Consider the following 26,813-nt stretch of genomic DNA (forward strand, 5'->3'; position numbering starts at 1 on the left):
GGACGCGGTACCGCGCCACGGCGTGACAGCCCCCCGCCGGTCGCGGCCGCGATGCGCGTTTCCCGTCCGCATGCTGAGGCATGCGTCGCAATCCGACTCACAGTCACGCCGGACGCCGGCCGCGCTGCCCCGTTCATCATCACGACGGAACGTGGAAGTGCGACGGTGTTAGCAGCCGGTCCCCCGGGGGTTGTCGCTAGCATGGCGTCGTCGGGCCGCCACCGGTCCGGTTCTCGCGCAAGGAGCGCACATGACCACACATGCGGCCGCCGGATTCGCCGGCACCTGGCACTTGCTTCCCGAGCAGTGCGACTACCAACTCGGGCGCCCTCCGCGCAGGGGGCTGTACCAGCTCGACTGCGCCGCCGACGGCGCGCTTTCGATCGCGTCGGAATGGCTGGGCAAGAACGGCAAGCGGCATCGCGCCGCCTTCGACGGACGCGTCGACGGCACACCGTATCCGTACCACAGCACGCCGCATGCCGATGCGCTGAGTTTCGAATCCGTATCCCCCACGCAGCTCCACTCCACCACCTGGCACGATGGCCGCGAAGTGCAATGGTCGGAACGCGAACTGGTCGATCCGGACACCCTCGTGATCCGCATGCGCGGCCATCTCAGTGATGGCCGCTGCTACACCAATGTCGGCGTCTACCGGCGCGAGGACAGCTGAGGCCACGGCGGAACACCATGCCTGCCACTCTCCCCAGCAACTGACACAAGAAGGGCGCCCATGGGCGCCCTTCTTCATGCACGCCGGTCCCGGACATTCACATCCGGGACTGGATGCGGGTCATCGCGTCTGCACGCAGTTCTGCAGCCACAGTACGCGCTTGAAATCGTCATAGCGCAGGAACTGGCCCTTGAACGTCACCTTGTCGCCCTTGCGGAACGTCAGTACGTTGGCCAGCTGGTTCGGACGGAACAGGCAGGCCACGCCGACACGCGGCTCATTGTCGCCCGGCACCTGGATTAGCATCTTGCCCTGGTCGGGGATCTCGAACGACACGTTGTAGTCCTCCCCATCTTCCTGCACGTAATCCACCCGGCCACGCAACGCGTAGTTGCGGCCTTTGTGGCGCGCGGTGACGGCCACGGCATTGCCCTTGGCTTCACGCGCGATCTCGCGCGAGAACATGAAGACATCCTTCACCGTCACATCGGCGTTGTTCTGCGTCTTCGCGCCCTGGGCCGCGGCGGCACGGCCTTCCTTGCCCCCCTTCAACTTGGCGAACAGCGTGCACATGTAGGGACGCATGGCATCGGCCTTGGCCATCTGGCCCTTTTCGGTCTTGACCGTCATCTGCACGGTCGCATCCTTGCCGTCGGCGCTCACGTTGATCAGGGTCGGGATGGCGCGCGTGGTGCCGGTGGAACGCTGTTCGACCAGCATGGAGCCGGTCTCGACATCCTCGGTGATCACGTCCATCTTCTCGGCGATCATGATGCCGCGCAGTTGTCCCATCGCATCCTTGACGGTCGAATCCGGCACCGTGACGCGGCTGCTGAAATCGGTGCCGGAGAAGATGCTGCCGGACTTGCTGAAGTTGTCCTCGCATTCACCCGCGATGGCCGCGGGCGCCACGCTCGACAGGGCGAGCGCGATGGCGGCAAGTAGCTTGTAGGTCATGTGGTCCTCACATAGTGGAAGTGTCTGGGGTCCGGATACGACGGGCGGTGCTTCCTGCCCGCGCCAGACCCGGCCCCACGGCATTCTTGCAAGGGCCCCCGTGCACCACAAGCCGTCACTGTCATTCACGGGCCACGCATGCCTTGCCGGGTCGATGATGCCCCTGCCATAGAATGCGCACCCCCTCTTCAAACGCGCATCAAATCCATGACCGCACGCCCTCGTCGTTCCCTCCGCCACGCTGGTCTCGGCATTCCGGTGGTGGCGGGATCGTTGCTGCTGTCGGGCATGGCATACGGCGACGATCCGCCCGCCGCGCGTGCGCTCCCGCCAGACGTGCAGGCCGATGTCGCCGCGATCGCCGGGCATCTGGCGCAGGTGAGCGATACCGCATCGCCGCTGTCATGCGACAAGGCCGTGGAGAACGCCCGCTGGGGCGTGGAGACCATGCTGGAGGTCGGCGAGAAGAACCTTCGCGCCGGCTACATGAGCCCGTCCGCCTACGATGCGGCCACCCCGGCACTGAAGCGCCTGCTGGCTGCACTGACCACGGAGGACTGCGCGGCCGCCACCGGCGCGCGGCGCGACTTCTACCAGTGCATGTCCAGCGACTACAACCATGTCTACGCATGCGGCAAGGCACATCCCTTCGATCCATGACGCGCGCGGTTGACCATCGTCGAAGCGCGGGCCACCCTTTCCGCATGAACATCCAACGCTCACCGACAAGGGCGACGACCGCGCGCCATGCATCGCGGCAGGACGGCTGATGGCATCGCCGCAAGTTCCGGACTGGTTGCAGGAATGGGCGAGCTTCGCGATTCCCGTCGCGCAGGCGCTCGGGATCCTGCTTGCCGCCTGGCTGCTGCTGCGCCTGCTGCGCATCGTGGTGCGGCGGATCTGCGAGCACTATCACCTGCCCGCGCAGGTCGCCGTCAGTGCACGCCGGTTGCTCGGCGTGCTGGTCTACGTCTCGGCCTTCATGGTCGCGCTGGGCCGGCTGGGCGTGTCCGGCAGCGTGCTGTGGACCGCACTGACGGGTTTCACCGCCGTGGCGGCCGTCGCGTTCTTCGCCGCCTGGAGCGTGCTGTCCAACATCTTCTGCAGCGTGCTGATCCTGACCACGCGTCCGTTCCGCGTGCACGACCACATCGAAGTGCTGGAGAACGGCGACAAGCCCGGCCTGCGCGGGCGCGTGATCGACATCAACCTGCTCTACACCACCCTGCTGGAAGAAGATGCCCTGCGCGGCGACACCGTGCTGCAGATCCCCAACAGCCACTTCTTCCAGCGCACCACGCGGCGCTGGCGGTCGGGGACGCCGCCCGCGACCACCTCGCCCGAATAGTCCGCCAGCGCTGGTGCCCTAGGCCGCGGCCAGTGCGCGAGCACGGCCATGGGCGCGATCCTGCGGCGCACGCGCATCCAGCACGAACACATTGACGGCTCCATTGAGCTCGCGCGCCTGGTCTTCCATCGAGCGGGCGGCGGCCGATGCCTCTTCCACCAGCGCTGCATTCTGCTGGGTGGTTTCGTCCATCTGCGCGATGGCCTGGTTGACCTGCTCGATGCCGGCACTCTGCTCCTGCGAAGCAGCCGAGATCTCTGCCATGATGTCGGTCACCCGCTGCACGGCGGTGACGATTTCACCCATCGTCGCGCCGGCCTGGTTCACCAGCGCCGAGCCATCGGCCACCTTGTCCACCGAGGTCTCGATCAGGCCCTTGATCTCCTTGGCTGCGTTGGCGCTGCGTTGGGCCAGCGTCCGGACTTCCGATGCGACCACGGCGAAGCCACGGCCCTGCTCGCCGGCCCGCGCCGCTTCCACCGCCGCATTAAGGGCCAGGATATTGGTCTGGAAGGCGATGCCGTCGATGACCGAGATGATCTCGGCGATCTTGCGGGAAGACTGCTCGATCTCGCTCATCGTCGTGACCACGCGCGCGACCGTCGTGCCGCCTTCCGATGCCACGCTAGCCGCACCGATCGCCAGCTGGTTCGCCTGGCGTGCGGAGTCGGCGTTCTGGCGCACGGTGGAGGTCAGTTCTTCCATCGAAGCGGCGGTTTCCTCCAGGTTCGCGGCCTGCTGCTCTGTGCGGCGCGACAGGTCGCTGTTACCCGCCGCGATCTCGCCTGCGGCCGTGTTGATCGACGACGACGCACCCTGGATCTGGCGCACGATGGTGCGCAACTGCGCCACCGTGGCATTGGCATCGTCCCGCATGGTGGCGAACACGCCGTGGAAGTCGCCCTCCATCCGCGCCGTCAGGTCGCCGCGCGCGATGGCCTGCAGCAGCGACGACACATCCGCCAGGTTGCCATCGGTGGTTTCCATCAGGCGGTTCAGGCCGTCCACCATGTCGCGGAAATCGTGCTGGTAGCGTTGCGTGTCGCCGCGACGACTGAAATCGCCCGATGCCGCGGCCTGCGCCAACTGCCTGATCTCGGCATTGATCGCCGAAAGGTTCGCCTTGGTGGTGCGCATGGCGTCGGTCAGGGCGGCTTTCTCGCCGGGCAACGCCTCCATGTCGATGGAGAGGTCGCCGACCGCATAGCACTGCATGATCTCCACCAGCCGCTGCATCACCGCGATGTGCGATGCCACCAGGGCGTTGGTGTCGCGCACCATGCGCCCGTATTCGCCGGGGAAGCGCGAATCGTCCATGCGGAAGCTGATCCTGCCTTCGTCATGGCGCAACGCCATTTCGCCCTGCTCGGCGATCACGCCCTGCAGGGTCGCGGTCATGTCGGCCATTGCGGTGCCCAGCTGGCCGATCTCGTCGCCACTGCGCACTTCCACGCGCTTGTCCAGGCGACCGGCGGCGACCGCGCGCGCAGCGGCCGCGGCGGCGACCACGGGACGGATCACCGACCGGCGTATCCACCACGCCAGCACCAGCACCAGCACGACGGCGGCGGCGACCGACAAGGCCGCGCACGCCACCAGCATGCGGCGTGCTTCCTGCGAACGCGCCACCACCGCCGCATCGGCGATCATCTTGGTGCGCGCCACCAGGGCTTCGAGCGTCTCGCCCAACTGGCGGTCCATGCCCTTCACCAGGCGATCGCCTTCCTGCGTGTCGTAACCCGCTGCCGCGAACTGTTCCAGGGCCGCGCGGTAGTTGCCTTCCAACTCGCGGTGCTGGGTGGCGAAATCGGCCGCCAGCCTGCGCGCCTGCGGATCGGCGATGCTGCTGGACAGGGTCTTCGCCAGGGCGGCCACTTCGCGCCCCTTCTGGTCGAAGGCGCCGACGTACTTTGTACGCTGCTCCTCGTCGTGCCCGCGGATGAGGATGTTCTTCCACTCCTGCACCTGCACGCGGAAGTCGCGGCTCAGGCGCTCGCCCTCCGCGGCCTGGGCCACCTGCACGGGCACTTCGGTGGAAAGGCTGAACCACGCCGAGCCCAGGCCGGCCAGTGCGCACAACAGGATGACGGCAAGCCCCAGGGTCAGGGCACCCAGCAGCTTGGTCTGCAGGCTGAGGGGACGGGAAGCGGTATTCGACGACATGGCGGTACGACGTTGGGAAGGAATGCACCTTCCTTAGCGGCGCGCAGCGCGGCGAATTGACGCATCGCCGCCCTGCATCGCGCAATCCACGACCGCCATCTCTTTGTTGCAGTTTGATGACACGCGCCGAGCCACACGGCAGCGCGTATGGCTCAGCGCGATGGCTCGCAGGCGACGCCGGCCGGAACAGTGCGCGCGTCGAGCCTCCGCCGCGCCCATGCATAGACCAGCAGGCCCACCACGGCGGTCGCCGCACCGACGTAGCCGGTCGAGGTCCAGCCGAAGCCGGCGGTGATCGCCATGCCGCCCAACCAAGGGCCGAGTGCGTTCGCGGTATTGAAAGCGGCATGGTGCGACGCGGCCGCGAGCGTCTGCGCATCGCCCGCCACGTCCATCAGGTGCGACTGCAGGATGGGGCCGAGCGCGCCCATCAGGCCGATCGCCACGGTAGCGAGCAGGATCGTCGGCAAGGCGTTCGCCAGCAGCGGGAACAACAGCAGCGCCACGACCGCCCACGCCAGCACCATCCATGCGCCGCGCAGCTGGAAGCGGTCGAACAGCCAACCGCCGACGAAGTTGCCGATCACGCCGCCCACGCCGAAGCCGGCCAGGCCCAGCGGAATCCAGGCCGGCGACACGCGTGTCACCTCCAGCATCGTCGGCGCGAGGTAGCTGAAGACGCAGAACATGCCCGCGAAACCGATCGCGCCGATGCCCAGCGCCTGCCAGACCGGCACGCGGTTGAAGGCACGCAGTTCATCCAGCGGCCTCGCCTTCGGCCCATCGATGCCGACCGGCAGCCAGATGGCCAGCAACAGGCCCGTCGCCAGCGCGATGATCGCGACGAAGGCGAATACCCAGCGCCAGTCGATCATCTGCCCCAGCCACGTGGCCAGCGGATTGCCGATCAGGATGGCCAGCGTCAGGCCCAGCATCACCAGGCTGATCGCACGGCCGCGCCTGTGGGGCGGACTGATCGCCACCGCCGTCAGTGCGGCCACGCCGAAGTACGCGCCATGCGGCAGGCCGGCGATGAAGCGGAACACCAGCAGGCTTTCGTAGGTCGGCCCGAGCGCGCTGGCCAGATTGCCCAGCGCATAGAAGCCCATCAGGGCGAGCAGCAGCGTCTTGCGCTTCCAGCCCGCGCCCAGGATCGCCAGCAGCGGTGCACCGACCACCACGCCCAGCGCATAGGCGCTGATCAGATGCCCCACCTGCGGTTCGGTCACGCCGAGCGAGGCCACCATGTTCGGCATCAGCCCCATGCTGGCGAACTCGCTGGTGCCGATGGCAAAGCCCCCCAGCGTCAGCGCGAACAGGATCAGGCCGATCTGGCGCGCGGTGAGCTGGTCGGCAACGGAGGGAAAGGAAACCGGCGGCGTAACGTCCATGACGCATTATGCTGCGGCGCAGCAGCCACAGTCGACCCCATGACTGGAACGCTGTCCGCCATCCGCCCTCAGTGCCGGCAGCGCCTCACTTGGCGACGAACTTCAGCGGTCCCGTGTACTGCGGCCAGGCGATCGAGGCGGGGCCACGCGTGTTGAGCGCGGTTTCCGGCTTTTCGCCGGCCTCGGTCGTGACGCGCGTCATCAACGTCGGCATCCAGAAGTTGACCGCGAAGGTCGCGTCGCGACGGATCACCGGATTCACCGACAGCGTGGTGGTCTTGCCCGGTTCGATCCGGAACGTCACCACATCCTCGTTCACGAACGCGCCTCGTTCCAGCATCTTCTTCACGCTGAAGGCCGTGGTCATTTCCAGGCCGATGCCGGTGACGCGGTAGTCGCCCGCCGGCAACGAGAGGGTCTCCTGCTGGCCGTAGCGGGTCATGTGGTTGAGCGGGAAATCGATGAACTGCTTGTTGACCAGCGAGAACACCACCTGGCCGTCGCGCACGCCCCATTCCAGCGCGCCGCTCTTCAGCTGCTCGTCCACCTTCTTGGGCAGTTCCTTCTCGCTGGTGAACGGCTTGACGTCCACCACCAGGGTGCCGGTCTCCATCATCGCCGCCTGCGGCGCCTGCTCCTGCGCCGACACGGACACCGCTACGCCTGCCTGCAGCAGCAGGCCCATCAACACGTTCCGCATGTAGTCCCCCTGGAGGCGCCCCCCGGCGCGCACGCGCCATTCCATCGCAGTCGGGTCAGCCGCGCAATCCCGCCGGACGCTCAGCGGTCCGCCACGCGGAACGGCAGGTTGGCGTACGCGGCATGGCCCTGCCCATCGAGCACGTCCACGAACAGCCGGTACGCACCCGGTTTGCCAGGGGCAGCGAAACGCACCCCACCCTTGCCGTCGTCCTCCATCGCCAGTGCCACCGCCGGCGGCACGTCCTCGCGGTCACCGCCGATGCTGGTGGCCGTGGTTTCGTACAGCACCGTCCAGCGATAGCGCAGCGTGTCGCCGTCGGCATCGCGTGCATCGACCCGCGCGGTGTATTCCCTGCCTGGTTCCAGCGTGATGCTGTCGATGGCGGGCCGACTGTCCAGCGTCAACGGCTGGATCGATGGCGCCCGGTTGGATGGCCACGCACCGGTCCATACGTACTGCATCGCATCCACGGCCGGCGTGCTTTCCCCGCTCGGCAGGAACAGGCCGTACCACGTGGGCGTGCGCTCCTGCTTGTTGCCCCACAGGAAGACGTACGAGCCCAACCCCTGCTTCGTGTCTGCGGCGATCACCTGCTCGTAGCGTTGCTGCAGCAGCATCGCCTTGCGCGAGGCGTCGTCCTCGATCGGTGCCTTCCATGCCGTCAGCGGACTTTCCCAGTGCCCGGTCGGGCCCCATTCGGTCACCACGTACGGGCCGGTCCAGCCGCTGGTCACCAGCTTCTCCGGCAATGCGCCGATGTCGCCGTAGAGCTGGATGCCGATCAGGTCCAACGACGGCGCGCGCGCCTTCAACAGGTCGATCAGCTTCCGGTCGAAGCCGGCCAGCGTGGTCATCACCGGATGGTGCGGATCTTCGCGATGGATCATGTCCGCGATCCGCCCGACCGCGTCCCACACCTTCGGGTTGCTGTAATGCAGGTTCAGTTCGTTGCCCACCACCCACATCAGCACGGCGGGATGGTCGCTGTAGAGGCCCACTTCCCGGCGGATGCGTTCGAGCTGTTCCGCCACGGCGGCGTCGTTGTCGTAGTCGAAGCCGTGGCGCTCGTTGCCCACGTCGATGCCCATCGCCACCTTCAGCCCGTTGCGCTGCGCACGGTCCAGCATCGCGCGCACCTGGACGTGATCGGTTCCCGTGCTCCAGGTGCGGAAGCTGTTGCCTCCGCGCGCGGCCAGCGCTTCCTGGCCGCCACCGGCCATGCCCGCACCTTTCACGTGGAAGGGCTCGCCGTCCACCAGCATCACGTATGCGCCCTCCTGCTGCACGATGCGGACCTGCGACGGCGCCGCGAGTACCCACGCGGGCGCAGCCAGGGCAAGGATCGACACGAACAGGCGCTGCAGCATGCGGGCGTTCTCCGGGCACATGGACGACGGGGCATCATGCCACGCAGCCCGTCGTGGCACGGACGGGCGCTAGAATGCAGGCATGAACACCATCCTGATCCCCGTCTCCATCGGCGAACTGGCCGACAAGATTTCCATCCTCGAGATCAAGGCCGAGCGTATCGATGACGCAGGCAAGCGCGCGCACGTGCAGGTGGAACTGGAGGGCCTGAATGCCCTGTGGAGCGGGCTGGCGGCCGCGCAGCCGGAACTGGCCGCCCTGAAGGCGGACCTGCGCACCATCAACGAATTGATGTGGGACGTGCAGGATGCCTTGCGCGCCAAGGAAGCGGCGCAGGCCTTCGACGCCGGCTTCATCACGCTCGCACGCGCGGTGGCGCAGCACAACGGCAAGCGCATCGAGGTGAAGAACGCCATCAACCGCCAGGCCGGCTCGCGCTTCATCGAAGAGAAGCAGTACCAGGCCTGACGGCGGCACTCACGCCGCGCCGTGGCGCTCGCGAATCACCTGCAACCGTTCGCGGTAGTACAACGCATCGGCGGCAACCTTCGGCGGATTGTCCGCCAGCCACTCCAGCGCGTCATGCAGGATCGCCGCCTTGTCGGCTTCGGGGGCTTCCAGCGCGGTGTCCACGCGGTCCAGCTGGAGGATGACGTCTTCGCGGGTGCTCTGGGCCATGGCCATGTTCCTCTGGGATGGATCACAGCGTAGGACACGCTGTGTCGTCAGCACGTCACGGCGCACGCCACCGCAAGCGTAAGCTACCCGCCGCACGTTGCCGGAGTACCTCATGGCGCTCGTCCCGTCCCTGCCGGGCATCGACCTTCCGCTCATCCAGGCGCCCATGGCGGGCGTGCAGGATGAAGCGCTCGCCGTGGCCGTGGCCGGTGCGGGCGGCCTCGGGTCGCTGCCATGCGCGCTGCTCGGCGCCACGCAGCTGGAAGCGGCGCTGCGGACGTTCGCGACGCTCGAACGCCCCATCAACCTCAACTTTTTCTGCCATGCGATGGCAGATCCCGATCTGGCGGATGAGCAGCGGTGGCGGAACGCGCTTGCGCCGTACTTCGATGCGTTCGGTGTTGAACCTCCCCCGCCTTCCACGGCCGGTGCGCGCCGGCCCATCGATGCGGCCACCGTGGATCTGCTGGAACCGTTCCAGCCGAAGATCCTCAGCTTCCACTTCGGCCTGCCCGACACCGCCCTGCTGGCGCGCATGAAGGCGTGGGGCGCGCGGGTGATGGCGTCCGCCACCACGGTGGAGGAAGGCCGCTGGCTGCAGCAGCGTGGAGTCGACCTGGTGATCGCGCAGGGGATCGAAGCCGGCGGCCATCGCGGGCATTTCCTTTCCGACGACCTCACCGCGCAACCGACCACCCTCGACCTCGTCACCACGCTGGCGAAGGTGCTGACGGTGCCGGTCATCGCCGCAGGCGGTGTCGGCGACCGTACCGATGTGCAGCGGTTGCTGGCGGCAGGTGCCAGTGCGGTGCAGGCCGGCACCGCCTATCTGCTGTGCCCGGAAGCCACCACGGCGGCCGTGCATCGCGCCGCGCTCCAGCAACAGGATCGCGGTAGCGCGATCACCAACCTTTTCAGTGGCCGCCCCGCGCGCGGCCTGGTCAATCGCCTGATGCGCGACCTCGGCGCGATCTCCACGCTGCCACCCGCCTTCCCCTGGGCATCGCAGGCCCTCGTCCCCCTGCGCGCGGCGGCGGAAGCGCGCGGGCTGGATGACTTCTCGCCGTTGTGGTCCGGCACCCGCCCCGGGCGGTTCCCTGACATGGGCGCGGCAGCGGTGACGCGGGCGTTGATGGGCGTGGACTGAGCGGTACCGCGTGACCACCCTCAGAAACGCGCCGGAAACGTCCTGACACTCCACTTTGCGTTCTTCTCGTCCAGCGTCGCTGCCAGCAGGGTCTCGCCATCCGTGCGCACGTTGACCAGACCGTAGACCAGGCCCGACACCACGTAGGCTCCCCGCGCCTTGCGGGATCCCTTCTTCGGGCGCAGATCGCCCGCCTTGGTGGTGCGGTAGTGCAGCGTGGTGCGGGCAAGATCGTCGTCCTCGACGGCCGTACCCCCGGGCACCTCGATCCTGTCCAGCTTGCCGACCGCATAGGAGCGGGCGAGTTCGGTGGAGTACACCAGCGGCGTCACGATCTCGTCCTTGACCACCGTCAGGTGACCGGTCGCGCCGCTGGCGGCCACGATGGCCGGCCGCGGGTGATCGTGCCCCTCGGCGTCCCCTGATGAAATGATGGTCGCCGAGGGCGCCATCGCCTGGAGGAAGGCCAGCGACACATCCGCGCTTCCGTGGTGGCAGGCCTTGGCCACGTCGCATTGCAGGTCCAGCAGGCTGCCGGCCATCGCATGCAGGATGTCCTGCTGCGCGTCCTTGTTCAGATCACCCGTCAACAGGGTGCGCGTGCGCCCGTAGTCGACGCGCAGCAGGATGCTGTGGCCGTTGGTGTTCAAGTCGGCCTGGCCCAGGTTGCGCAGCGCCGCGCGTCCCTGCACCTCGGCCTCGATGGGGGCCAGCACGCGGATGGACAGGTCGCTGGTATCGGGATCGAAGCCGGGCAGCCAGGGCGTCTCGTCGCTGAGCCTGGCGAACGCGCAATGGCCGCCCTCCGCGGTGGTGGTATCGGCCACGCGCCGGATGAACTTCGCCCACTCGCCCTGCAACGGCCGGGGGCTTGCGGCATCCAGGCCCTGCAGCGCGGAAGCGCGGTCATCCAGCAGGTCGACCAGGTAGCGCTCACCGTCGTGCTCCACCACCTCGCCGAGCGACCGCTTGCCGTCCAGCGTCCACCACGAAACACCGGCGTGATAGAAGCGGTCGACGTGGATGGCGTCCGCATCCAGTTCCTCGGTCACGTCGACGCCCAGCAGGTCGGAAAGGCCGCCGTAGTGGTCCTCGTCGTTGTGCGACGAAATCAGGGCGTCCAGTTCCACGCTGGACAGCCCGTAGTCCTTCACGAACTTCCAGTCGATGAAATCCGCCGCCGATTTTCCGCTGGGCTGCTTGTCGCGCGGAAATCCCCCGTCGATGAGGATGTGCTGGAAGGAGGGCGTCTTCACCAGCACGCCATCGCCCTGCCCCACGTCGATGAAGTAGAACTCCAGCAGCGATGTCCCATCGAGCGCGGAGGCCAGCACCCATCCCGTCCTGCCGCGCGCGGTGACCTTGCGCCGGCTGCCGGTGCCCGGCGCGCCTTCGAATTTCACCCCGTCGCCCCACAGCAGGTAGGCGAAGGCCTTCCCTTCCTCGGCCGCGTCGTACATCGGCACGGGCTTCCTGGAGCCAACGAACGCGTCGAACGGATTGTCGATCATGGACGTCCTCTCGGGACCGTGGCGAAGGAGGGACGCGACCCGGGGCAATGGCCATGTTCGCGCTCCTCCATGCCAACGCCATGACGATGCGTACAAGGTCATCCATCGGTCGGGCCGCCGCGCTCGAAGCATTCCCGGTGTCGGCGCCTCCCTGCTGGCGGGCTTGAGCCCGCCCTACGCCGCCCTACGCCGCCCTACGCCGGCCTGCGGATGCCGCGGATGCCGGACCAGAACAGGACGGCGGCCAACGACAGGCCGCTCGCGGCACGCGCGACCAAGCCGCCGGAGGTCCGACGGAACGGGGTATCGGAGGACGGGCTTCGCCAGCGTGGACCGGCCGTGGAAGTGGTAGCGTTGCACCCGTAACGCTGCAGGCCGCCATCCGGGGGGAGGCCACGATGAAACTGTTCCTGCCGAGTCCGATGACGCTGCTGCTCGCCCTGCTGATCAGCCTTTTCCTGTTGCGGTCGGACACCCTGCAGGCGGTGCAGACATCGGGCGTGCACGCACATGCCGCGTCCCCCGCAACCCGGGTGAACACACCGCATGCTGCAGGGCTGGTGGAAACGTCGCCCCCGCGTCCCGTGCGGACAGACGGCGCGACCGCTCCGCCCGCGACGGCGCCGCCGCAGACCGACCCGTTCGTGCCGGTGTATATCGTGACCTCGCGCGACACCTGGCAGGGAATCCGCGGGCTGGCCCGTGATGCGGTGGCGCGGCGCGACAGCACCGGCATGCCGGTGGTGATTTCCGAAACCCGGGCCGACCGCCTGGGCGAGATCAGCCACTACGTGCATGCCAACGAGCGTCGCTGCGGCGGCTATTTCGCATTCCCCAGCCGCGCGCAGGCCGACGCCTTCGTCAGTGCGGATCGCGCGAAGCAGGCGATGACGAAATCACTGCTCGCCGGCTACACCCTCGACAACCAGGCCACCGTGAGCCGCTGGTTGCCGCAGGTGCAGGAACAGCGCCTCTACGACACCATCAACCACCTCTCCAGCTATCGCAACCGCTACTTCGCCAGCAGCCACGGCAGGACATCGGCCGAATGGATCCGGGACCACTGGCAATCGCTCGCCGCGGGCCGCAGCGATGTCACCACCGAGCTGTTCACCGCCTGCACGAACTGCAGCACGCAGCCTTCGGTCATCCTCACCATCCGGGGCTGGGACCTGCCCAACGACGTCGTGGTGCTGGGCGCGCACCTGGATTCGATCAACGGCAGCACCCCCTACGATCCCAACCAGCATGCGCCGGGCGCCGACGATGATGCATCGGGCATCGCCACGCTCACCGAGACGTTGCGCATCGCACTGGCCGACGGCTGGCAGCCACGGCGCACGGTGAAGTTCATGGGCTATGCCGCGGAGGAAGTGGGCCTGCGCGGCTCCAACGCCATCGCGCAGTCGTTCCGCGCCAGCGGCGTCAACGTGGTCAGCGTGCTGCAGGTGGACATGACCAACTACAAGTCCGGCGCGGTCACGGACATGAAGCTGATCAGCGACTACTCCAACACCAATCTGAAGACCTTCTTCATCACCCTGTTCGACACCTACCTGGCGCCGATGGGCCTGACGCGCGGCAGCGTCGCGTGCGGTTACGCGTGCTCCGACCATGCGTCGTGGACCAACGCAGGCTATCCCGCCGCGATGATGTTCGAGGCCGGCGATCCCGGCGGCAGCTTCCCCTACATCCACACGCCCTACGACACGCTGGCGACGATGGGCGAATCGGCGCAGCACAGCGTCAAGTTCACCCAATTCGCCCTGGCCTACCTGGGCGAAACCGCCAAGACGCGCGGCAAGGTCACCGGCGGGCCGGCGCAGGTGTTGCCGGCGCAGTGAACCCGCGAACGGCGGGATGAGGACGGTGACAGCGGCGGTCGGTGTCGTTGACCACCGCGCCGGTGCGGCTCGTCACCGCCGGGTTGAGCCGGTTCGAAGCCGGGTCCGATGATGGCCTCGCGCCTTCGGCCGCCCTCGCAGGGCGGACCGCAGGCCCCCGCCTCTTCATAGGAACCCGGATGAATACCCAGCACTTCCTCATCAGCGCGCTGTTCATCGCTTCGCTCACCGGCTGCGCGGCCGTGGCCACCAAGACCAATACCCTGTCCGACGAACGCATCCTGTCCGAAACCGGCGGCGTGCTGGGCCTGTCGCCGTCGGAGCTGACCCTGGTCGAACGCCGCACCGAAGGCGTCAACACCTACGTGACGCTCAAGGCCAGCAACGGCAAGACCTACGCCTGCACCGTCAATGGCGGCAACCTGTTCTCGTTCGGCATGACCAACCCGCCGGTCTGCAACCCGCGCTGAGTCCCCTCGCGGCGCGCACCGCCCGCCCATCGACACCGCCGTGCGAGCGCAGCGTCGCGGCCTGGCGTTCACCCCGGACGCCATCCGCCACACGGCATCGGCCGCCCGCGCCGCCGATGCACGCGGCTGCCCTGTCCCGCACAATGCCAGCGGCCTGTCGGAAGGCCGGGGACTGACGCACGCCATGCACGACCACGCTGACACTGCCTTCCCGCACGCGCACGTGCACGCGACGCCGCGCCGCCGGCGCGTGCGCTTCGCCGTGCTGGTCGCGGTCGTGACCGGGTGGTGGACGCTGTACGGCCTGATGCTGGCGCGGCAGCTGGTCGACATGCGATCCGCCAGCGGCGAGGTGTACGGCTGGACAGGCGCACTGACGTACGCCGTCGGCAGCACCTGGGCCTGGGTGCCGATGACCGTGGTCGCCTACCTGGTGGTGTCGCGCTTTCCACTGGGCGGCCGGCACCTCGGAAGGAATGTCGCGATCAACGCGGGCCTCGTGGCCGGCTTCATCGTGGCGAAAGCCGTGTACGCCTGGCTGTCGAACCCTGTCTTCGACTGGTACCCGACGCTGCCGCCCCTGCTCGACCTGCTGGGCACCAGCGTCAGCAACAATCTGATCCTCGGCATCATGGTGGTGGCCATGGTCCACGGCATCGTCTACTTCGAACACACCGAAGACCGCGAGCACCGGGTGACGGCGCTGGAGAAAAGCCTGGCGCTGGCAAGGCTGGAGGCGGTGCGGGCGCAGCTGAATCCGCACTTCCTGTTCAACGCGCTCAACTCGGTGGCCGAGCTGATGCAGACCGACGTGGAACAGGCCGACCGCATGCTGGTCGCCATCTGCGACATGCTGCGCGACGGACTGCGTGCCGACCAGTTGCAGGAGCGGCCACTGCGCGACGAGCTGAAGCACGTCCGCAACTATCTGATGATCGAAGAGATCCGGCTGGGCCAGCGGGTGAACGCCAGCGTGCGGGTGGACGATGCCTGCCTGGACATCCCGGTGCCCACGCTGTCCCTGCAGCCGCTGGTGGAGAACGCCATCGTCCATGCGATCGCGCGATCGCGCGCCCCCGGCTGGGTGACCGTGGCGGCCTGGCAATCGGGACAGACGCTGCACCTGTCCGTGGAGAACTCGCGCGCCGTCGAAGGCGCCCGCAAGGACGGCAACGGCCTGGGCCAGCGCGCGGTGGAAGAACGATTGCGGCTGCTCTATGGCGAGCGTGGCCAGCTGCACCGCGGCGAAAGCGACCCGGAGGTCTACCGCGTGGAGCTGCAGGTGCCGCTGCCCGATCCCCGTGCGCTGCCCACCGCGCCAGCCGCGAGGGAAGCAACGTGCTGACCGCCGTCATCGTCGACGACGAACCGCTGGCACGGCAGCGATTGCGACGCCTGCTGGGCAAGGTCGCCGGCACGGTCATCCAGGTGGTGGCCGAATGCACCGATGTGGATGAACTCATGCGCCTGGCGCGGCGCACGCAGGTGGACGTGCTCTTCCTCGACATCGAACTGCCCGGCGGCAACGGCTTCACCGCGCTGCGGCGGTGGAACGGCCCGCCCCCCAGGGTGGTGTTCGTCAGCGCCTACGACCAGCACGGCGTCCAGGCGTTCGAGGACCGGGCGGTCGATTACCTGCTCAAGCCGGTCTCGGCGGAGCGGCTGCGGGAAACCGTATCGCGCCTGGTGGCGCTGCCCGACACGCCGCCGCGCACGCCGCCGGCCAGCGGGCGCCAGCTTTCGCTGCAGCTGGGCCGGCGCACCCTGCGCGTGGACGAGACGGATATCCAGGTCGTGCGCGCGCAGGGCAACTACCTGGACATCGAAACGAAACGGGGCACGTTCACCTACCGGCGTCCGCTGGGTGAGTTCATCAAGGAACTCGATGCCACCGCATTCCTGCGCGCACACCGGTCCTCGGTGGTCCGTATCGCCGCCGTCACGGAAATCCTGACCCTGGGCTCCGGCCGCTACCGCCTGACGCTGGACTGCGGACGGGTGATCGTGACCGGGCGCCGCTATCGGGACGAGGTGCAGTCGCTCCTGGCGACCGCGCCGCCCGCGTCCGCATCGGCCTGAGGCCGCCGGACGTTTCCGTCAGTTCTCCGGCGTGTTGAGGAGGGACCGGCACATGCCGCCCGCCGGTCCTTCGGAACGGATGCGGATGTCCGCCACACGCCACGCCTGGGCCTTGTCGGGGACGGTCACGAAGCTGACGTCGCACGAGGTATAGGCGCCGGATTGCGACAGCACACGACCCGATGCCGCGCTCACGACCGCCGACCGGGTGTCCGCCTGGTCGCTGTAGCTGATGAACCGCATCCCGGAGGCTTCCGTCACCTGCGGATTCGCGCCGAGCCGGGCCAGCGCCAGCGCTTCGGGCTTGCCCAGCCACACCATCAACATGGATCCCTCCAGTTCGGTGACCTTTCTGCCCGCCTGGACCTTCTTCGCAATCGCGAGGAATTCCTGCTCGGCCCGGTCCGCGTCGATGATGGGTTGCGCGAATGCCTGCGCTTGCGCATCCAGCGTCTCCATCTTCGCGCCCACCGCCGCCAGTTCGCTCCGGTTCTTCGCGATCTCGGCCTCGGTCAATCGCCTGTCCCTTGCCCCGCCCGGTTTCTGCGCCTTCCAGATATCCCGCCAGACGAAACTCCCCACGTTGACGATGCTCGTGGCCTGGGCGACCGAGATGACCTCGCCGATCCCGAGCGGCGCCAGGCCCGCATTGAGCCGGGCGGGATCCATCGCGTCCCATCCTCCTGCCGCATGCAGGGCGGACCGCGTCAGCAGCTCATTGCAGGCCAGCATGCCGGCCTTCCGGTAGGCGGGGTTCGACGCGGATTGCCACGGCGTGGGCGGCAGCGGCACGTTGTCCGCGTCGCGCGTGAACTGATAACTGCGCTCGCCCATGCGCCAACGCAGCGGCACCGCGACCGCGGGCCCCGTCGCGCGCCTGGACTTCGGCGACGCCGGTATGGACTCGACCGGACATTCGAACTGCAGCTTCAGCACGCTCCAGTCCGGCTTGCCCGCGTTCTCGTACAGACCGAACACCTCGATCTCGCGGATCGACGTGGGCTCCAGCATCGCCTCCATCGGGGTGCGGTCGGCCATCATGAGGTGGGTGAAGTAGAGCTCCCGGTCCCCGGGATCGCCTTGCGCATGCAGCATCAGCATGTTGGCCGATGCCATGCCCGGCAAGGCTGCCAGGGCCATCGCGACCAGCGCACGCGCCGCACGACGCATCCCTGTTCTCATCTCGACTGCGTCCACACCCATCCTCCGTTCCATTTCGATCACCCGTGCACCCTCGTCCGCCGCGACGCGCGATGGTATCCGCCCCCGCGGGGGGATGTCCCTGGGGCGCATCGCCGGCATGGCAAGCCTTGCATGGCATGGGACGAAACGCCGGTCATCCGCACCCCCGCGGATGTCGTTGATCACAGGCGCCACGATGCGAAGCGCATGGCACGTCAGCCGGCGCAGGTGTTGCCGGTGCCGTAGGGTGGGCCCTGGCCCACCGTTGGATGGAGGCGGATACCGTGCGAAGGTGGGCTCGAGCCCACCCGACAGGCCGCCTTGGGAGACCGACATGAGACACGCGTTCGCGAACATCGCCTTCACCCCTGCGGTCCGCGACGTGCAGGCGCGCGACGGCAGCCGTGCGCAGTACGCGCGGGCCTTCGAATCCGGCGACGAGGTGCGCAATGCCGAACTCGGGGCCGACGAAGCCGCCTTCATCCATGCGCAGCGCAGCTTCTACATGGCCACCGTATCGGAAACGGGCTGGCCGTACGTGCAGCACCGCGGCGGCGCACCGGGCTTCCTGCGCGTGGTCGATGCGAAGACGCTGACCTTCACCGACCTGCCCGGCAACCGCCAGTTCATCAGCGTGGGCAACGTGGCACAGGACGACCGCGTGGCGTTGATCCTGATGGACTACACGCATCGCCAGCGCCTGAAGCTGCTGGGCCGGTTGAGCGTGGAAGAGTCACCGGGCGCGGGACGAACCGAACGCACGATGACGATCCACGTGGAAGCCTTCGACTGGAACTGTCCGAAGTACATTCCCGTGCGGTTCGAAGCGGAAGATGTGCAACGTGTACTGGACGAGCGCGACCGGCGGATTGCGGAACTGGAAGCGCAGCTGGCGGCGCTACGCGGAACGCCGTAGGGCGGGCCCTGGCCCGCCGTTCGAGGGGTACGGATGGCGTGCGATGGCGGGCTTGAGCCCGCCCTACGCGCTAGCGCTTCCGACGTGCCGACACTCCCACCAGGCAATGATCGCCGCGGCGCGCGTGCAGGAAAAGCAGCGTGCTGCCGGAGTCGCGGCGGTAGACAGGCTCGGGGAGACCGGCGTGGGGATGCCCCGGGAAATGAAGGCGCGCGTCGATGCGGCGCGCGAGTTCCGTTGCATCGATGCACGGCCCGCCGCGCAGCTTCGCGTAGGACCGATAGGGCTTTCCGGCGGCATCGACGCGCGTGTACGTCTCGTACACCGACACGCCGTCCCTGGTGGAGAAGGGGCGGCCATGGAAGTCCCAGTGCCCGTCGCCGGGGGCGGGCACCGTTGCGGGCAAGGACAGCGAGGCCAGCGCAGTCACTTCGTTGCCCGGTACGGTGACGCGCGTCAGCCATTCACTGCTGTGCAGGTGGCGCGCCGTACGCGCGCCGTCGAAATGGGTGCAAGCAACGCCGCCGATGCCGAGGGCCATGACCGCCGCGACGCGTATCGCGGACGGCCCGGTCCGTGGTGTCGCGACGGCGCGTCGCATCGTGCGTCCCTCAGGTGCCCAGCAGTTCGACGTCGAACTTCAGCGTCGCGTTCGGCGGGATGACGCCGCCGGCGCCGCGGGCGCCGTAGCCGAGATTGGCGGGGATGATGAGGGTGCGCTGGCCGCCGACCTTCATGCCCTGCACGCCTTCGTCCCAGCCCTTGATGACCATGCCGCCGCCAAGGGGAAAGATGAAGGGTTCGCCGCGGTCCTTGCTGGAGTCGAACTTGGCGCCCTGCGCGCCGTTCTCGTACAGCCAGCCGGTGTAGTGCACGGTGACATTGCTGCCGGGCTTGGCCTCGACGCCGCTGCCGACGACGGTGTCTTCGAATTGCAGGCCGGAAGCGGTGGTGGTGAATGCCATGATGGGTTCCTTGTAGGGAGTCTCGTGGGCCGTAGTTTATCGCTCTGGTGGTCCGCGCGATGAAAGAAGGCGGCACATAGGACGGTCCCTGATGCGGTCTGCGCAAACAGAAAATGGCGAGCCGAAGCTCGCCATTCTGCTGCATGTCTTTCGGATCCGGCGTCGGGTCCAAAGCCCCTGGGGGACCGGACCCGTTCCACGTAAGGCACGCCCCCCGTTACGCTGGCTCAGGGAGCATCAAAAATGTTGTCGCCGATGATCGATCCCGCGCCGGACGCGATGGTGTATGCGCTATAGCGAAAGGTATTCATCTTCACGATATTGCAGACACTATTCACTTCGTTGACGTAGACATCGTAGTCGGCACCTGTTCGGGCGACATTGCTTTCGAAATGATTTCCGATGATCTTGCTCGACCTGAGGTAGCCATTGGTTCGCAGATCGCTGCGGAAGTTGTCGCGGAACGTATTGCCGTCCACGGTGATCCTGGTACTGGCGCCTGCCAACGTGGCGACGGAGGCGGGAGACGGACCCGTTTGGAGCAGGCCGATGTCGCAGCTCACGAACGAGCAGCCACTGATCTTTCCTTTGCTGCAATCGTCCAGGAACAAACCGGCCCGCCCGTTGAGCTTGGAGCTGGAGGACAGGTACATGGCCTCGACGCTGAAATCCTGCACGTTACTCAAGCGAAGCGCCGCCCCGCTTGTGGCAGACCCGCCGTCGCAGCCGCCCTTCGCGATATAGACCGACTGCCAACCGTTCACCCGGATGTCGTCGCCGGAGGCATTGACGCTGACGCAGCTGTCGATGATCAGAGTATTGGAAATGCCGTCGGAAACGACCTGTCCCTGCGCCAGGCCTCGAACATCGTCGGCGTCGATCCAGCTGACATTGTTAAGTGCGAGACATTCGGAGAAGTAATGGAACGAGGAATCCCGGTCCATCCTGTGGCCGATATTGTTGTTCCAGTAATAGCACCCCTGGAACCTCGCCTTGCCTACGAAACGCGTCCATACCGCGCTGTCGTATCCGATGAAGGTGCAGTCGAAGCAATTCAACACGTTGTTGTGATAGATCTGGCTGTAGCCCCAGAACTGGATCGCAGCGCCTCCCGGCGTCTTGGCATGACCGAGCTCCTGCAGCGTCAGGTTACGGAGGGTCAGCACCGAGGCGGACTGTGTCGTCGCTGCACTTCTCATGTAGCGGAACGCAGGCAATCCATGGTTCCGCGTCCTGAAGATGGACCGCCGGCCGTTCTCGCCAGCGAATTCGATATCCACCCCCTCGGGAATCGTGACGGAATCGTGCAGGTAATACTCCTTCGCCAGAAGCCAGATGGTCCCACCACCTTTTGACACGAGGTGTTGAATGGCTGCATTCACGGCAACTGTGTCGTCAGTCACCGCATTGCCTACCGCACCGAAGTCTTCCAGCGTCACGCGTTCGCGTAGCTTGTCCTGCGCGGTACGCACGATCGCACTCGGGTCACTCTGCTGGTAACTGACATCATCTGCGCTGATGATTGACTGTGCCTTGGTGCTGGGTGCCGCCGACGCGAATAACGTAGCCGCTGCGGCCGCCCCACCACCCGCTGAGATCCACTTCCTGCGTTCCTTGTCCATCTGGGTTCTCCTTACTTCTGGTCCATGGTGATTTGGAATTTTCGGCCGCATTACGAATGGCCGGCCTCATCTTATCGACGACGTCCGCATTTTTGATGTCCTACGCCTACGCGATCCATGGCGGACCCCGGATGCACAGTGCTTACCTTGGTCCGCCGGGAGAATCCTTGCGTTTGTCTTTGGCCGATGAGCAGCGGCAGGCGAGACAAGAAAAAAGGCGAGCCGAGGCTCGCCCTTCTTCTGCAAGACGCTGCACTCACACCGCCGGCTCAGGCTCCTGCCTGCGCTTGCGATTGAACCGGGCGCCCAGCGCCTCCTTCAACGTGTCCAGGCCATCGCCGCGGCCGGCTACCTTGAGGTGGGCGTAGCCTTCGAGGGAGGCGACCATCAGGTCGCTGCCGAGGGCCATTTCGCTGTCGATCATGCGGTCGTAGACGCGTTGCAGGCGGGCGAGCAGTGGGCGCAGGGCGTCGAGGGCGGCCAGGTCGGCGCGGTATTCGTCCACGTCGAAGTTGCGCGGCAGTACGTCGGGGTGTTTGCCCAGGGTGATGACGGCCTGGCGGCAGAAGGCTTCGGACTTGTCGCCCATCTTGGTCAGTTCGCGGCGCTCGTCGGGGGTCAGGCCGATCAGGCCGGTGAGGTGCTGCTCCAGGGTGGCGATGGCGCCTTCGACGGCGGCCAGGTCGTCGTCGTTGAGGCGCAGGGAGATGCGGTTCTGGGTCATGTTCACTCCATTGATCACATTGAAAGGACACGTCGGCGTTCATCGCCGACGACCGCAGCCTAGCGTGCAGCGCGCGGGATTGCCTCTCACAAATGCGGGGCGCGGGACATGCAAGATGGAGCACGGAATGCCAACGATGGGGCGCGGAAAGCCATCGATGGCTTCCGGAATGTGAGGTCTGGAGCTCGGAGCCTTGCAGATGGCTTTCGGAAAGCCAGGGTATGGCTCCCGGAAAGCGATCGATGGGTCTTTGAAAGCGATCGATGGCTTTCAATGTGAGAGCGACGGCGCTCGGAATGCCATCGATGGGTTTAGGAGAGCGATCGATGGCTCTCGGAAAGCCATCGATGGCATGGGGGAGCCCGGCGTCTGGGATTCGGAGCTCGATCGATGGGGCTCAGCGCTCCATCGATGGGGCTCAATGTGAGAGCGATGGGGCTTGGAATGCCATCTCGTGCGTAGGGTGGGCCCTGGCCCACCGTGCGCGTCACGTGCGGCGGGGCGCGAACCAGCGACGGACCGAAGGCAGGAAGAGCATCGCCGCGACGGCGATACGCAGGAAGGAGGCCAGCGTAGCTATCCATTGCGCGCCCCATATGCCGCGCCGTAGCAGCGTCAGCAGGACGAAGGCGGAAAGCACCGTGGTCATCACCAACCACACTCTCGCCCATTGCCACCGACGCCATAGCGCGAAGCACATGGCGACGCAGTAAGCGCCATTGATCGAGGCTACCGGAAGGAACAATCCGATATCTCCGGATGAACCTCGCCAGAGCGAAAGCATTTCAAGCACGTAGTGCGTCAGATAGCACGCCAGCGTGGCCCGCAATGCGGGAGGCATCGCAGGGCTGCTGGTTGGTGGAAACGTCGCGGTGGGCGCTTGGTACGGATTGGGTGATTCGCTCATCCCGCCACCGTTTGCGATCCCGCTTTCATCTTCAGCGCTTCGGACAGCAGGGATTCGTAGAGTTGCAGCCGTATGCGCATCAGCGTGGCCAGGGTGATGATGAGCCACAGCAAGATCAGAAGGACTGCGACCAGCACCTCCCAGAGGGGCATGTCGAGAATGTCGCCGACGTTGCGCAGGAAGAGATAGGCCGCCGCCATCGCCGGCAGAATGCCGAGACGGTCAAGACCGCCCGCCAGCAGGCCTATCTTCGCCATCAGTTGGCGCTGGGTCAGCGCGACCATCCTCTGGCATCCACTCAAGGCGTGCACCGGCTGCTGGCACAGCCACGCGATGATCGCCTCGAATTCCGGGCGATCGTGGTCCAGTTGCTCCACCTGTTCCCTCCGCCAGTTCCACATGGTCATGCCCAGCGTCCAGACGTGCCGGACGAAGACCGGCAGCCATGCCACCACCATGATGGCGAAAGCGATCTGCACCAGGGTCAGCATCCAGGGCGCCGCGGGAAGGATGCGCACGAGGATCAGCGGAATGAGTGCAAGGACGCATCCCACACCACCGACCATGTTGGCGACGCGGTAGAGCGGAGGGGTATTGAGGATGGCCGAGGGGCCGTCCGGTACGGCGCGCAGGCGGCGCTCCAGTTCGGCGAAGCTCAGCGTGTCATTGGTTGGCATGCCACGGTTCCTTGTGGGGGTGGTCAGGTGCGCGGAGGTATCACGGGCTCGTCGAAGCTGGTGCCGCAGCCGGCGCAGTAGTTCGTGCGGCGGAAGGAGCCGGAGGGTCGCAGGCTGAGCCAGGTGGTGTAGCCACCCACGGCGCTCTTGCAGCGTGGGCACGCGATGCTGCGCGAGAGGACCACGCATGCCACGTAGCCCAGTACGAAAACCAAAGCGGCGGCGCTGTAGATGGCGTGCCCCCAGATGCCGTGGGCCAGGGTCAACCCGGCGGCCAACACGAGGCAGGCGGTGCCGATGCCGAGGTAGCGCGCTTTTCGCTGGCGCAGGTAATCGCGGATGGTCATGCCCTTCCCCAAGGCCGATGCGCAAGGACTATGCCATGCGCGGCCTCCTCCGTCAGGCCGTCACGCTAGCGACAACAGAGTCGGCGGCAGCCATGAAACGCGTACCCCGGGTAAGGCCGAAGGCCGCACCCGGGGATCGGAACAGTTCCGTGTAATGCGCCCCGGGTGCGCTGTGCTTACCCGGGCTACGCTGGCTCCGCGCTACTCGAACAGCTTGGTGGAATCCTCGACGAAGACGAAGCGGCTCAGCACCCAGCCCTGGGTGCCGCGGTACCAGACGAAGTACCAGACGATGGCGTGTTCGTCGAAACGGTGGAGGAAGATCGTGCGTATCAGGGAGTCGCCCATTGTGTCGTTGCGCAGCAACTCGTAGCCGGTGCTCTTTCCGAACCGGGCGCCCCAGGTGTCCTGGTGGGTCTTCACCTGCTTGTTGAAGTCGTCCATCTGCGCCTTCGTCACCAGGGCGTGCGGTAGCGCCAGGTCAAAGCCTTCGGCGGGATTGCCCGCCACGATGAACTGCATGATGCGGTCGGACAGCGCCACGGCCGCGTCGGCCGAAGGCAGTGCCCGTGCCGCTCCCACGACGCGCTCCTGTCCCGCCGGTGGCGCCCTGCGGGCGACCAGCGCGGCGATCTTCTCGCCGAAGATGGCGGTGGACTGCTCGCTTTCCACTCTGGGTTCGGTCACGCGGTTGGAGGCGATGTTGGCCGCTTGGGTGGCCTTGACGAATCGCTGGCCCAGCTCGGTCGCATAGAACGCCACCAGCGCCTCCGCATCGGCAGGGAGGAGACTGTCCTCCAGTGCATGCGCGAACGCTGCCTTCGCTTCAGCCTGGTCGTAGTCGCAGTAGCTCGCCATCATCGCGTTGTAAGCGGCTTCGGCCTCGGCGAACTCCGGCTCGCCGCGCTGGATGCCGCCGAGCAGCTGTGGGTTGGTCTTGATGGCCGAGTCGAGGTCGTACCTCGCCATCTTCTCGTGGCAGATCATGATGCCGTCTTCGAAGGTCTTGTCGAACGCCAAGGCCTCCGTCACACGCATGCCGTGCGAGGGCTCAGCCGCCTGCGCGGACGCCGCCGTGGTGGCGGCCAGCAGGCACGCCGTCATCGCGCATGCGCGCGTCATTCCTTGCTTGACCATGTGTCCCCTTGCCGTGTGCAGGGAGAGGCCGGGTGCGGCGTCTCCGTGATGCGTGCGTTTGCGGGCGCAGACCCCATTGCGCCCGCGGGAGACTATGCCATGCCGGGCGTGCAGCGTCAGGCGGTGACGGCGGCGACGATGTGGTCGGCGGTGTCGGCGAGGTGGGTGAAGCAGTGGGCCAGGCCGGCGCGGGGGAGGATGAGGTCGTCGGGGTTCTGGTGTTCGGGGGTGCTGAGCTGGGCCAGCAGGTGCAGGTGGTCGCGCAGGGCCTGCAGTTCGGCGTGGGCTTCGATGGGCAGGTGGTAGCCGGGGTCGGCGGGCGTTGCGTGCTTCATGGCGAATCCTTCCGCGTGCGTGGTGCAAGGCGTGCCTGCGGGCGCGGCGTGCGCCCGCAGGGTGTCGGGAGGGTCGAAGCTGCAATCAGCCAGCCGGGCGTATTTCCCCGAAGGGTGTTCTATTCCGCCACCCTCCCGACGTAGAACGGACTGCGTCGGAAGTGCCCGATGCATTGGGCATAAGAAACCCGCCTGAGTTGCCGGGGCGGGTGCCGCTGATTGCCGGAGATTCGACGCTCCTTGGAGGCAAGTTTGCTTCGGGGATGGCGGGGTGTCTATTTACATTTTGCACTCAGAGAACAATCACCTTAAAGTCCTATGAACTCGGGGGAGCAAGAAAGATGTCGACCATTTCAGCTTGCTGCGCTAAGGCAGCGACCGAGATCGGGGCCTGGGGGGCCATCTCGCAGACACTGAACTCCTCGTTTGCAAGCGCATTCGTGTCAGCGCTCGCGGGCGCCGCATTTGGTGTTTGGGGCGCACAGAAACTCTCAGAAAGATCTGCGCGCAGGAGAGAGCTCTTGGAGGCTATGCGACAGACAAATGCAATTGTCGTGTTAGCAGCCACGATCGCCAATCAAGCATTGGCGGTAAAGCGTCAACAAGTCGGACCACTGGCGGATAAGTTCTTTGCGGATCGAAAAGTTGCGGAAAACGCATTCGCAGCGCGCCCGACCGGAGCTCCTCCAACCGGGGTTCATTTCGTTGCCGAACTAACGAAGATAACGCCGCTGACGTTACCTACGGATGCGTTGAAGAACCTTGTATTCGGCTCTCAGCGCATGCCAGGGCAAGCACTAGCCCTTATTTCGATGGTTGATCAGTCTGCGAATGAGCTTGGAAATGCGATCTCAGTACGATCTGAGTTAATTGATAATTTCAAGATCAGGAATCCAACAGACCCTACCTTTATCCAGGACTACTTTGGACTTAAGAGAGCCGATGGTCACACCGATGCCATGTATCACGACGCCATGGACGCGATCGTCCAGTACACAAATGACATAGCCTTCTTCGCCGCTGAGCTTGCAGAGGCGCTGCAAGCGCACGGGAGGTTGGTACGGAACGACCTGAAAAAATTGGCACCGACCGCTCCAGATGTGAACACGGTTGATTTCGCTGGGCCAAGGGCCTCTGGACTTCTTCCGCCACGCTCTGACTACGCGGCGTGGCTTTCAGGTATTCAGTCGAAAGGTCACTCAACGGAGAAGAGCATGTCCAAAGTCGATTGGAAGGATCACCAGCGCCGAGCAAACGAGTTGAGTGATGGGATAAGGCGCTATCTACTTGCGATCAACGCTGGCGGCATCGCCGTCATGTTTGCCCTGGCGGGGGCAATGCTGGAGAACGGAGTTCCGCCGCGTTGGGTCATCGTTCCATCTTTACTCTTTGCATCCGGAGTTCTCTTCGTAGGAGTAAGCATGTTCCTCGCGCGAACGCGTGAGATTAGCCGTGAGGAAGCGGCAAGGAGTGAAGAGCAGCCGCCTTCGTTCTCCAAGTTCATGAAAAGCTCTCCCTACAACAAAGCTAGCCTGGCCGCATTCTTGGCAGCGGTTGTCGCAGGCCTGCGGGAACTGAGTGGAATTTTGCCTACATGAAAGGCTGAGTCATCACAGATCTAACATTGGGAGCAGCGGTGCGTGGACGCTGGAGAGTCCTCAAGATCTTC

General features: G+C 66.2%; 28 protein-coding genes. 11 read left to right on the forward strand and 17 right to left on the reverse strand.

The window, feature by feature from the left end:
* Positions 1-250: 250 nt before the first annotated feature.
* On the forward strand, positions 251-673 hold the full coding sequence (locus tag OY559_RS16860) for a hypothetical protein (protein WP_277727405.1): 423 nt from the start codon (positions 251-253) through the stop codon (positions 671-673).
* A gap of 120 nt (positions 674-793) precedes the next feature.
* Here OY559_RS16860 and OY559_RS16865 read toward each other — a convergent pair whose 3' ends face one another.
* Complete coding sequence (locus OY559_RS16865; RefSeq protein WP_277727406.1) at positions 794-1,630, reverse strand: hypothetical protein; 837 nt, start codon at positions 1,628-1,630, stop codon at positions 794-796.
* Positions 1,631-1,837: 207 nt separating this feature from the next.
* On the opposite strand from OY559_RS16865, the gene OY559_RS16870 reads away from it, so the two are divergent.
* Together OY559_RS16870 and OY559_RS16875 are read left to right on the forward strand one after the other, a co-directional pair.
* Complete coding sequence (locus tag OY559_RS16870; protein WP_277727407.1) at positions 1,838-2,290, forward strand: hypothetical protein; 453 nt, start codon at positions 1,838-1,840, stop codon at positions 2,288-2,290.
* 109 nt (positions 2,291-2,399) lie between these two features.
* Entirely contained in the window at positions 2,400-2,978 is a 579-nt protein-coding gene (locus OY559_RS16875) for a mechanosensitive ion channel family protein (protein ID WP_277727408.1), read from the forward strand.
* 18 nt (positions 2,979-2,996) lie between these two features.
* On the opposite strand, the gene OY559_RS16880 is transcribed toward OY559_RS16875, so the two are convergent.
* The 4 genes from OY559_RS16880 to OY559_RS16895 form a co-directional block, all read right to left on the reverse strand.
* Complete coding sequence (locus tag OY559_RS16880; RefSeq protein ID WP_277727409.1) at positions 2,997-5,141, reverse strand: methyl-accepting chemotaxis protein; 2,145 nt, start codon at positions 5,139-5,141, stop codon at positions 2,997-2,999.
* A gap of 152 nt (positions 5,142-5,293) precedes the next feature.
* Complete coding sequence (locus OY559_RS16885; protein WP_277727410.1) at positions 5,294-6,532, reverse strand: MFS transporter; 1,239 nt, start codon at positions 6,530-6,532, stop codon at positions 5,294-5,296.
* An 85-nt stretch (positions 6,533-6,617) separates the two neighbouring features.
* Positions 6,618-7,232 carry a hypothetical protein gene (locus OY559_RS16890; protein ID WP_277727411.1) on the reverse strand — a complete coding sequence of 205 codons (615 nt, stop codon included), beginning with the start codon at positions 7,230-7,232 and terminating at the stop codon, positions 6,618-6,620.
* 80 nt (positions 7,233-7,312) lie between these two features.
* Positions 7,313-8,602, reverse strand: coding sequence for a glycoside hydrolase family 2 protein (locus OY559_RS16895; RefSeq protein ID WP_277727412.1), 1,290 nt, complete (start codon positions 8,600-8,602; stop codon positions 7,313-7,315).
* Between the two features lie 82 nt (positions 8,603-8,684).
* On the opposite strand from OY559_RS16895, the gene OY559_RS16900 reads away from it, so the two are divergent.
* Positions 8,685-9,071 (forward strand): DUF6165 family protein, encoded by a 387-nt coding sequence (locus tag OY559_RS16900; RefSeq protein ID WP_277727413.1) that lies wholly within the window; start codon positions 8,685-8,687, stop codon positions 9,069-9,071.
* 9 nt (positions 9,072-9,080) lie between these two features.
* Here OY559_RS16900 and OY559_RS16905 read toward each other — a convergent pair whose 3' ends face one another.
* Positions 9,081-9,281, reverse strand: a complete 201-nt coding sequence (locus OY559_RS16905; protein ID WP_277727414.1) for a hypothetical protein — start codon at positions 9,279-9,281, stop codon at positions 9,081-9,083.
* 112 nt (positions 9,282-9,393) lie between these two features.
* Between OY559_RS16905 and OY559_RS16910 the strand changes: the two genes are divergently transcribed.
* On the forward strand, positions 9,394-10,428 hold the full coding sequence (locus tag OY559_RS16910) for an NAD(P)H-dependent flavin oxidoreductase (RefSeq protein WP_277727415.1): 1,035 nt from the start codon (positions 9,394-9,396) through the stop codon (positions 10,426-10,428).
* Positions 10,429-10,448: 20 nt separating this feature from the next.
* On the opposite strand, the gene OY559_RS16915 is transcribed toward OY559_RS16910, so the two are convergent.
* Complete coding sequence (locus OY559_RS16915; RefSeq protein ID WP_277727416.1) at positions 10,449-11,939, reverse strand: ComEC/Rec2 family competence protein; 1,491 nt, start codon at positions 11,937-11,939, stop codon at positions 10,449-10,451.
* Positions 11,940-12,337: 398 nt separating this feature from the next.
* Between OY559_RS16915 and OY559_RS16920 the strand changes: the two genes are divergently transcribed.
* The 4 genes from OY559_RS16920 (at position 12,338) to OY559_RS16935 (ending at position 16,332) form a co-directional block, all read left to right on the forward strand.
* Positions 12,338-13,783: a M20/M25/M40 family metallo-hydrolase gene (locus OY559_RS16920; RefSeq protein WP_277727417.1), complete on the forward strand. Its 1,446-nt coding sequence runs from the start codon at positions 12,338-12,340 to the stop codon at positions 13,781-13,783.
* 179 nt (positions 13,784-13,962) lie between these two features.
* Entirely contained in the window at positions 13,963-14,253 is a 291-nt protein-coding gene (locus OY559_RS16925) for a hypothetical protein (RefSeq protein WP_277727418.1), read from the forward strand.
* A 40-nt stretch (positions 14,254-14,293) separates the two neighbouring features.
* Entirely contained in the window at positions 14,294-15,598 is a 1,305-nt protein-coding gene (locus OY559_RS16930; RefSeq protein ID WP_277727419.1) for a sensor histidine kinase, read from the forward strand.
* Positions 15,592-16,332, forward strand: coding sequence for a LytR/AlgR family response regulator transcription factor (locus OY559_RS16935; protein ID WP_277727420.1), 741 nt, complete (start codon positions 15,592-15,594; stop codon positions 16,330-16,332). Before OY559_RS16930 ends, OY559_RS16935 begins: the two co-directional genes overlap by 7 nt.
* Before the next feature lie 18 nt (positions 16,333-16,350).
* Here the strand turns inward: OY559_RS16935 and OY559_RS16940 are convergent, their stop codons facing one another.
* Positions 16,351-17,700, reverse strand: a complete 1,350-nt coding sequence (locus OY559_RS16940; RefSeq protein ID WP_277727421.1) for a hypothetical protein — start codon at positions 17,698-17,700, stop codon at positions 16,351-16,353.
* A gap of 148 nt (positions 17,701-17,848) precedes the next feature.
* Here OY559_RS16940 and OY559_RS16945 point away from each other — a divergent pair, with 148 nt between their 5' ends.
* Positions 17,849-18,430 carry a pyridoxamine 5'-phosphate oxidase family protein gene (locus tag OY559_RS16945; RefSeq protein WP_277727422.1) on the forward strand — a complete coding sequence of 194 codons (582 nt, stop codon included), beginning with the start codon at positions 17,849-17,851 and terminating at the stop codon, positions 18,428-18,430.
* Positions 18,431-18,500: 70 nt separating this feature from the next.
* Here the strand turns inward: OY559_RS16945 and OY559_RS16950 are convergent, their stop codons facing one another.
* The 9 genes from OY559_RS16950 to OY559_RS16990 form a co-directional block, all read right to left on the reverse strand.
* Entirely contained in the window at positions 18,501-19,031 is a 531-nt protein-coding gene (locus tag OY559_RS16950; RefSeq protein WP_277727423.1) for a hypothetical protein, read from the reverse strand.
* Positions 19,032-19,041: 10 nt separating this feature from the next.
* On the reverse strand, positions 19,042-19,395 hold the full coding sequence (locus tag OY559_RS16955; RefSeq protein WP_277727425.1) for an FKBP-type peptidyl-prolyl cis-trans isomerase: 354 nt from the start codon (positions 19,393-19,395) through the stop codon (positions 19,042-19,044).
* A 227-nt stretch (positions 19,396-19,622) separates the two neighbouring features.
* Complete coding sequence (locus OY559_RS16960) at positions 19,623-21,017, reverse strand: pectate lyase family protein (protein WP_277727426.1); 1,395 nt, start codon at positions 21,015-21,017, stop codon at positions 19,623-19,625.
* A 256-nt stretch (positions 21,018-21,273) separates the two neighbouring features.
* On the reverse strand, positions 21,274-21,741 hold the full coding sequence (locus OY559_RS16965; RefSeq protein ID WP_277727427.1) for a hypothetical protein: 468 nt from the start codon (positions 21,739-21,741) through the stop codon (positions 21,274-21,276).
* A 487-nt stretch (positions 21,742-22,228) separates the two neighbouring features.
* Positions 22,229-22,648, reverse strand: coding sequence for a hypothetical protein (locus OY559_RS16970; protein WP_277727428.1), 420 nt, complete (start codon positions 22,646-22,648; stop codon positions 22,229-22,231).
* Complete coding sequence (locus tag OY559_RS16975; protein WP_277727430.1) at positions 22,645-23,325, reverse strand: hypothetical protein; 681 nt, start codon at positions 23,323-23,325, stop codon at positions 22,645-22,647. The genes OY559_RS16970 and OY559_RS16975 overlap by 4 nt, the downstream gene beginning before the upstream one ends.
* A gap of 23 nt (positions 23,326-23,348) precedes the next feature.
* Positions 23,349-23,672: a hypothetical protein gene (locus OY559_RS16980; protein ID WP_277727432.1), complete on the reverse strand. Its 324-nt coding sequence runs from the start codon at positions 23,670-23,672 to the stop codon at positions 23,349-23,351.
* Between the two features lie 201 nt (positions 23,673-23,873).
* Positions 23,874-24,809, reverse strand: a complete 936-nt coding sequence (locus OY559_RS16985; RefSeq protein WP_277727434.1) for a DUF2059 domain-containing protein — start codon at positions 24,807-24,809, stop codon at positions 23,874-23,876.
* Between the two features lie 116 nt (positions 24,810-24,925).
* Positions 24,926-25,144, reverse strand: a complete 219-nt coding sequence (locus OY559_RS16990; protein ID WP_277727435.1) for an XAC0095 family protein — start codon at positions 25,142-25,144, stop codon at positions 24,926-24,928.
* 341 nt (positions 25,145-25,485) lie between these two features.
* Between OY559_RS16990 and OY559_RS16995 the strand changes: the two genes are divergently transcribed.
* The gene (locus OY559_RS16995; RefSeq protein ID WP_277727438.1) at positions 25,486-26,742 is read left to right on the forward strand and encodes a hypothetical protein; all 1,257 of its coding nucleotides are present in this window, start codon (positions 25,486-25,488) and stop codon (positions 26,740-26,742) included.
* Positions 26,743-26,813: the final 71 nt, after the last annotated feature.

Source organism: Pseudoxanthomonas sp. SE1, assembly GCF_029542205.1.
GTDB lineage: Bacteria > Pseudomonadota > Gammaproteobacteria > Xanthomonadales > Xanthomonadaceae > Pseudoxanthomonas_A.

Coding starts and splice junctions, on each gene's coding strand:
- OY559_RS16910 (WP_277727415.1), top strand. CDS start 9,394: ATGGCGCTCGTCCCGTCCCTGCCGGGCATCGACCTTCCGCTCATCCAG.
- OY559_RS16860 (WP_277727405.1), top strand. CDS start 251: ATGACCACACATGCGGCCGCCGGATTCGCCGGCACCTGGCACTTGCTT.
- OY559_RS16995 (WP_277727438.1), top strand. CDS start 25,486: ATGTCGACCATTTCAGCTTGCTGCGCTAAGGCAGCGACCGAGATCGGG.
- OY559_RS16865 (WP_277727406.1), bottom strand. CDS start 1,630: ATGACCTACAAGCTACTTGCCGCCATCGCGCTCGCCCTGTCGAGCGTG.
- OY559_RS16900 (WP_277727413.1), top strand. CDS start 8,685: ATGAACACCATCCTGATCCCCGTCTCCATCGGCGAACTGGCCGACAAG.
- OY559_RS16960 (WP_277727426.1), bottom strand. CDS start 21,017: ATGGACAAGGAACGCAGGAAGTGGATCTCAGCGGGTGGTGGGGCGGCC.
- OY559_RS16885 (WP_277727410.1), bottom strand. CDS start 6,532: ATGGACGTTACGCCGCCGGTTTCCTTTCCCTCCGTTGCCGACCAGCTC.
- OY559_RS16895 (WP_277727412.1), bottom strand. CDS start 8,602: ATGCTGCAGCGCCTGTTCGTGTCGATCCTTGCCCTGGCTGCGCCCGCG.
- OY559_RS16870 (WP_277727407.1), top strand. CDS start 1,838: ATGACCGCACGCCCTCGTCGTTCCCTCCGCCACGCTGGTCTCGGCATT.
- OY559_RS16975 (WP_277727430.1), bottom strand. CDS start 23,325: ATGCCAACCAATGACACGCTGAGCTTCGCCGAACTGGAGCGCCGCCTG.
- OY559_RS16925 (WP_277727418.1), top strand. CDS start 13,963: ATGAATACCCAGCACTTCCTCATCAGCGCGCTGTTCATCGCTTCGCTC.
- OY559_RS16875 (WP_277727408.1), top strand. CDS start 2,400: ATGGCATCGCCGCAAGTTCCGGACTGGTTGCAGGAATGGGCGAGCTTC.
- OY559_RS16965 (WP_277727427.1), bottom strand. CDS start 21,741: ATGACCCAGAACCGCATCTCCCTGCGCCTCAACGACGACGACCTGGCC.
- OY559_RS16990 (WP_277727435.1), bottom strand. CDS start 25,144: ATGAAGCACGCAACGCCCGCCGACCCCGGCTACCACCTGCCCATCGAA.
- OY559_RS16955 (WP_277727425.1), bottom strand. CDS start 19,395: ATGGCATTCACCACCACCGCTTCCGGCCTGCAATTCGAAGACACCGTC.
- OY559_RS16890 (WP_277727411.1), bottom strand. CDS start 7,232: ATGCGGAACGTGTTGATGGGCCTGCTGCTGCAGGCAGGCGTAGCGGTG.
- OY559_RS16905 (WP_277727414.1), bottom strand. CDS start 9,281: ATGGCCCAGAGCACCCGCGAAGACGTCATCCTCCAGCTGGACCGCGTG.
- OY559_RS16950 (WP_277727423.1), bottom strand. CDS start 19,031: ATGCGACGCGCCGTCGCGACACCACGGACCGGGCCGTCCGCGATACGC.
- OY559_RS16945 (WP_277727422.1), top strand. CDS start 17,849: ATGAGACACGCGTTCGCGAACATCGCCTTCACCCCTGCGGTCCGCGAC.
- OY559_RS16920 (WP_277727417.1), top strand. CDS start 12,338: ATGAAACTGTTCCTGCCGAGTCCGATGACGCTGCTGCTCGCCCTGCTG.
- OY559_RS16980 (WP_277727432.1), bottom strand. CDS start 23,672: ATGACCATCCGCGATTACCTGCGCCAGCGAAAAGCGCGCTACCTCGGC.
- OY559_RS16970 (WP_277727428.1), bottom strand. CDS start 22,648: ATGAGCGAATCACCCAATCCGTACCAAGCGCCCACCGCGACGTTTCCA.
- OY559_RS16880 (WP_277727409.1), bottom strand. CDS start 5,141: ATGTCGTCGAATACCGCTTCCCGTCCCCTCAGCCTGCAGACCAAGCTG.
- OY559_RS16915 (WP_277727416.1), bottom strand. CDS start 11,939: ATGATCGACAATCCGTTCGACGCGTTCGTTGGCTCCAGGAAGCCCGTG.
- OY559_RS16985 (WP_277727434.1), bottom strand. CDS start 24,809: ATGGTCAAGCAAGGAATGACGCGCGCATGCGCGATGACGGCGTGCCTG.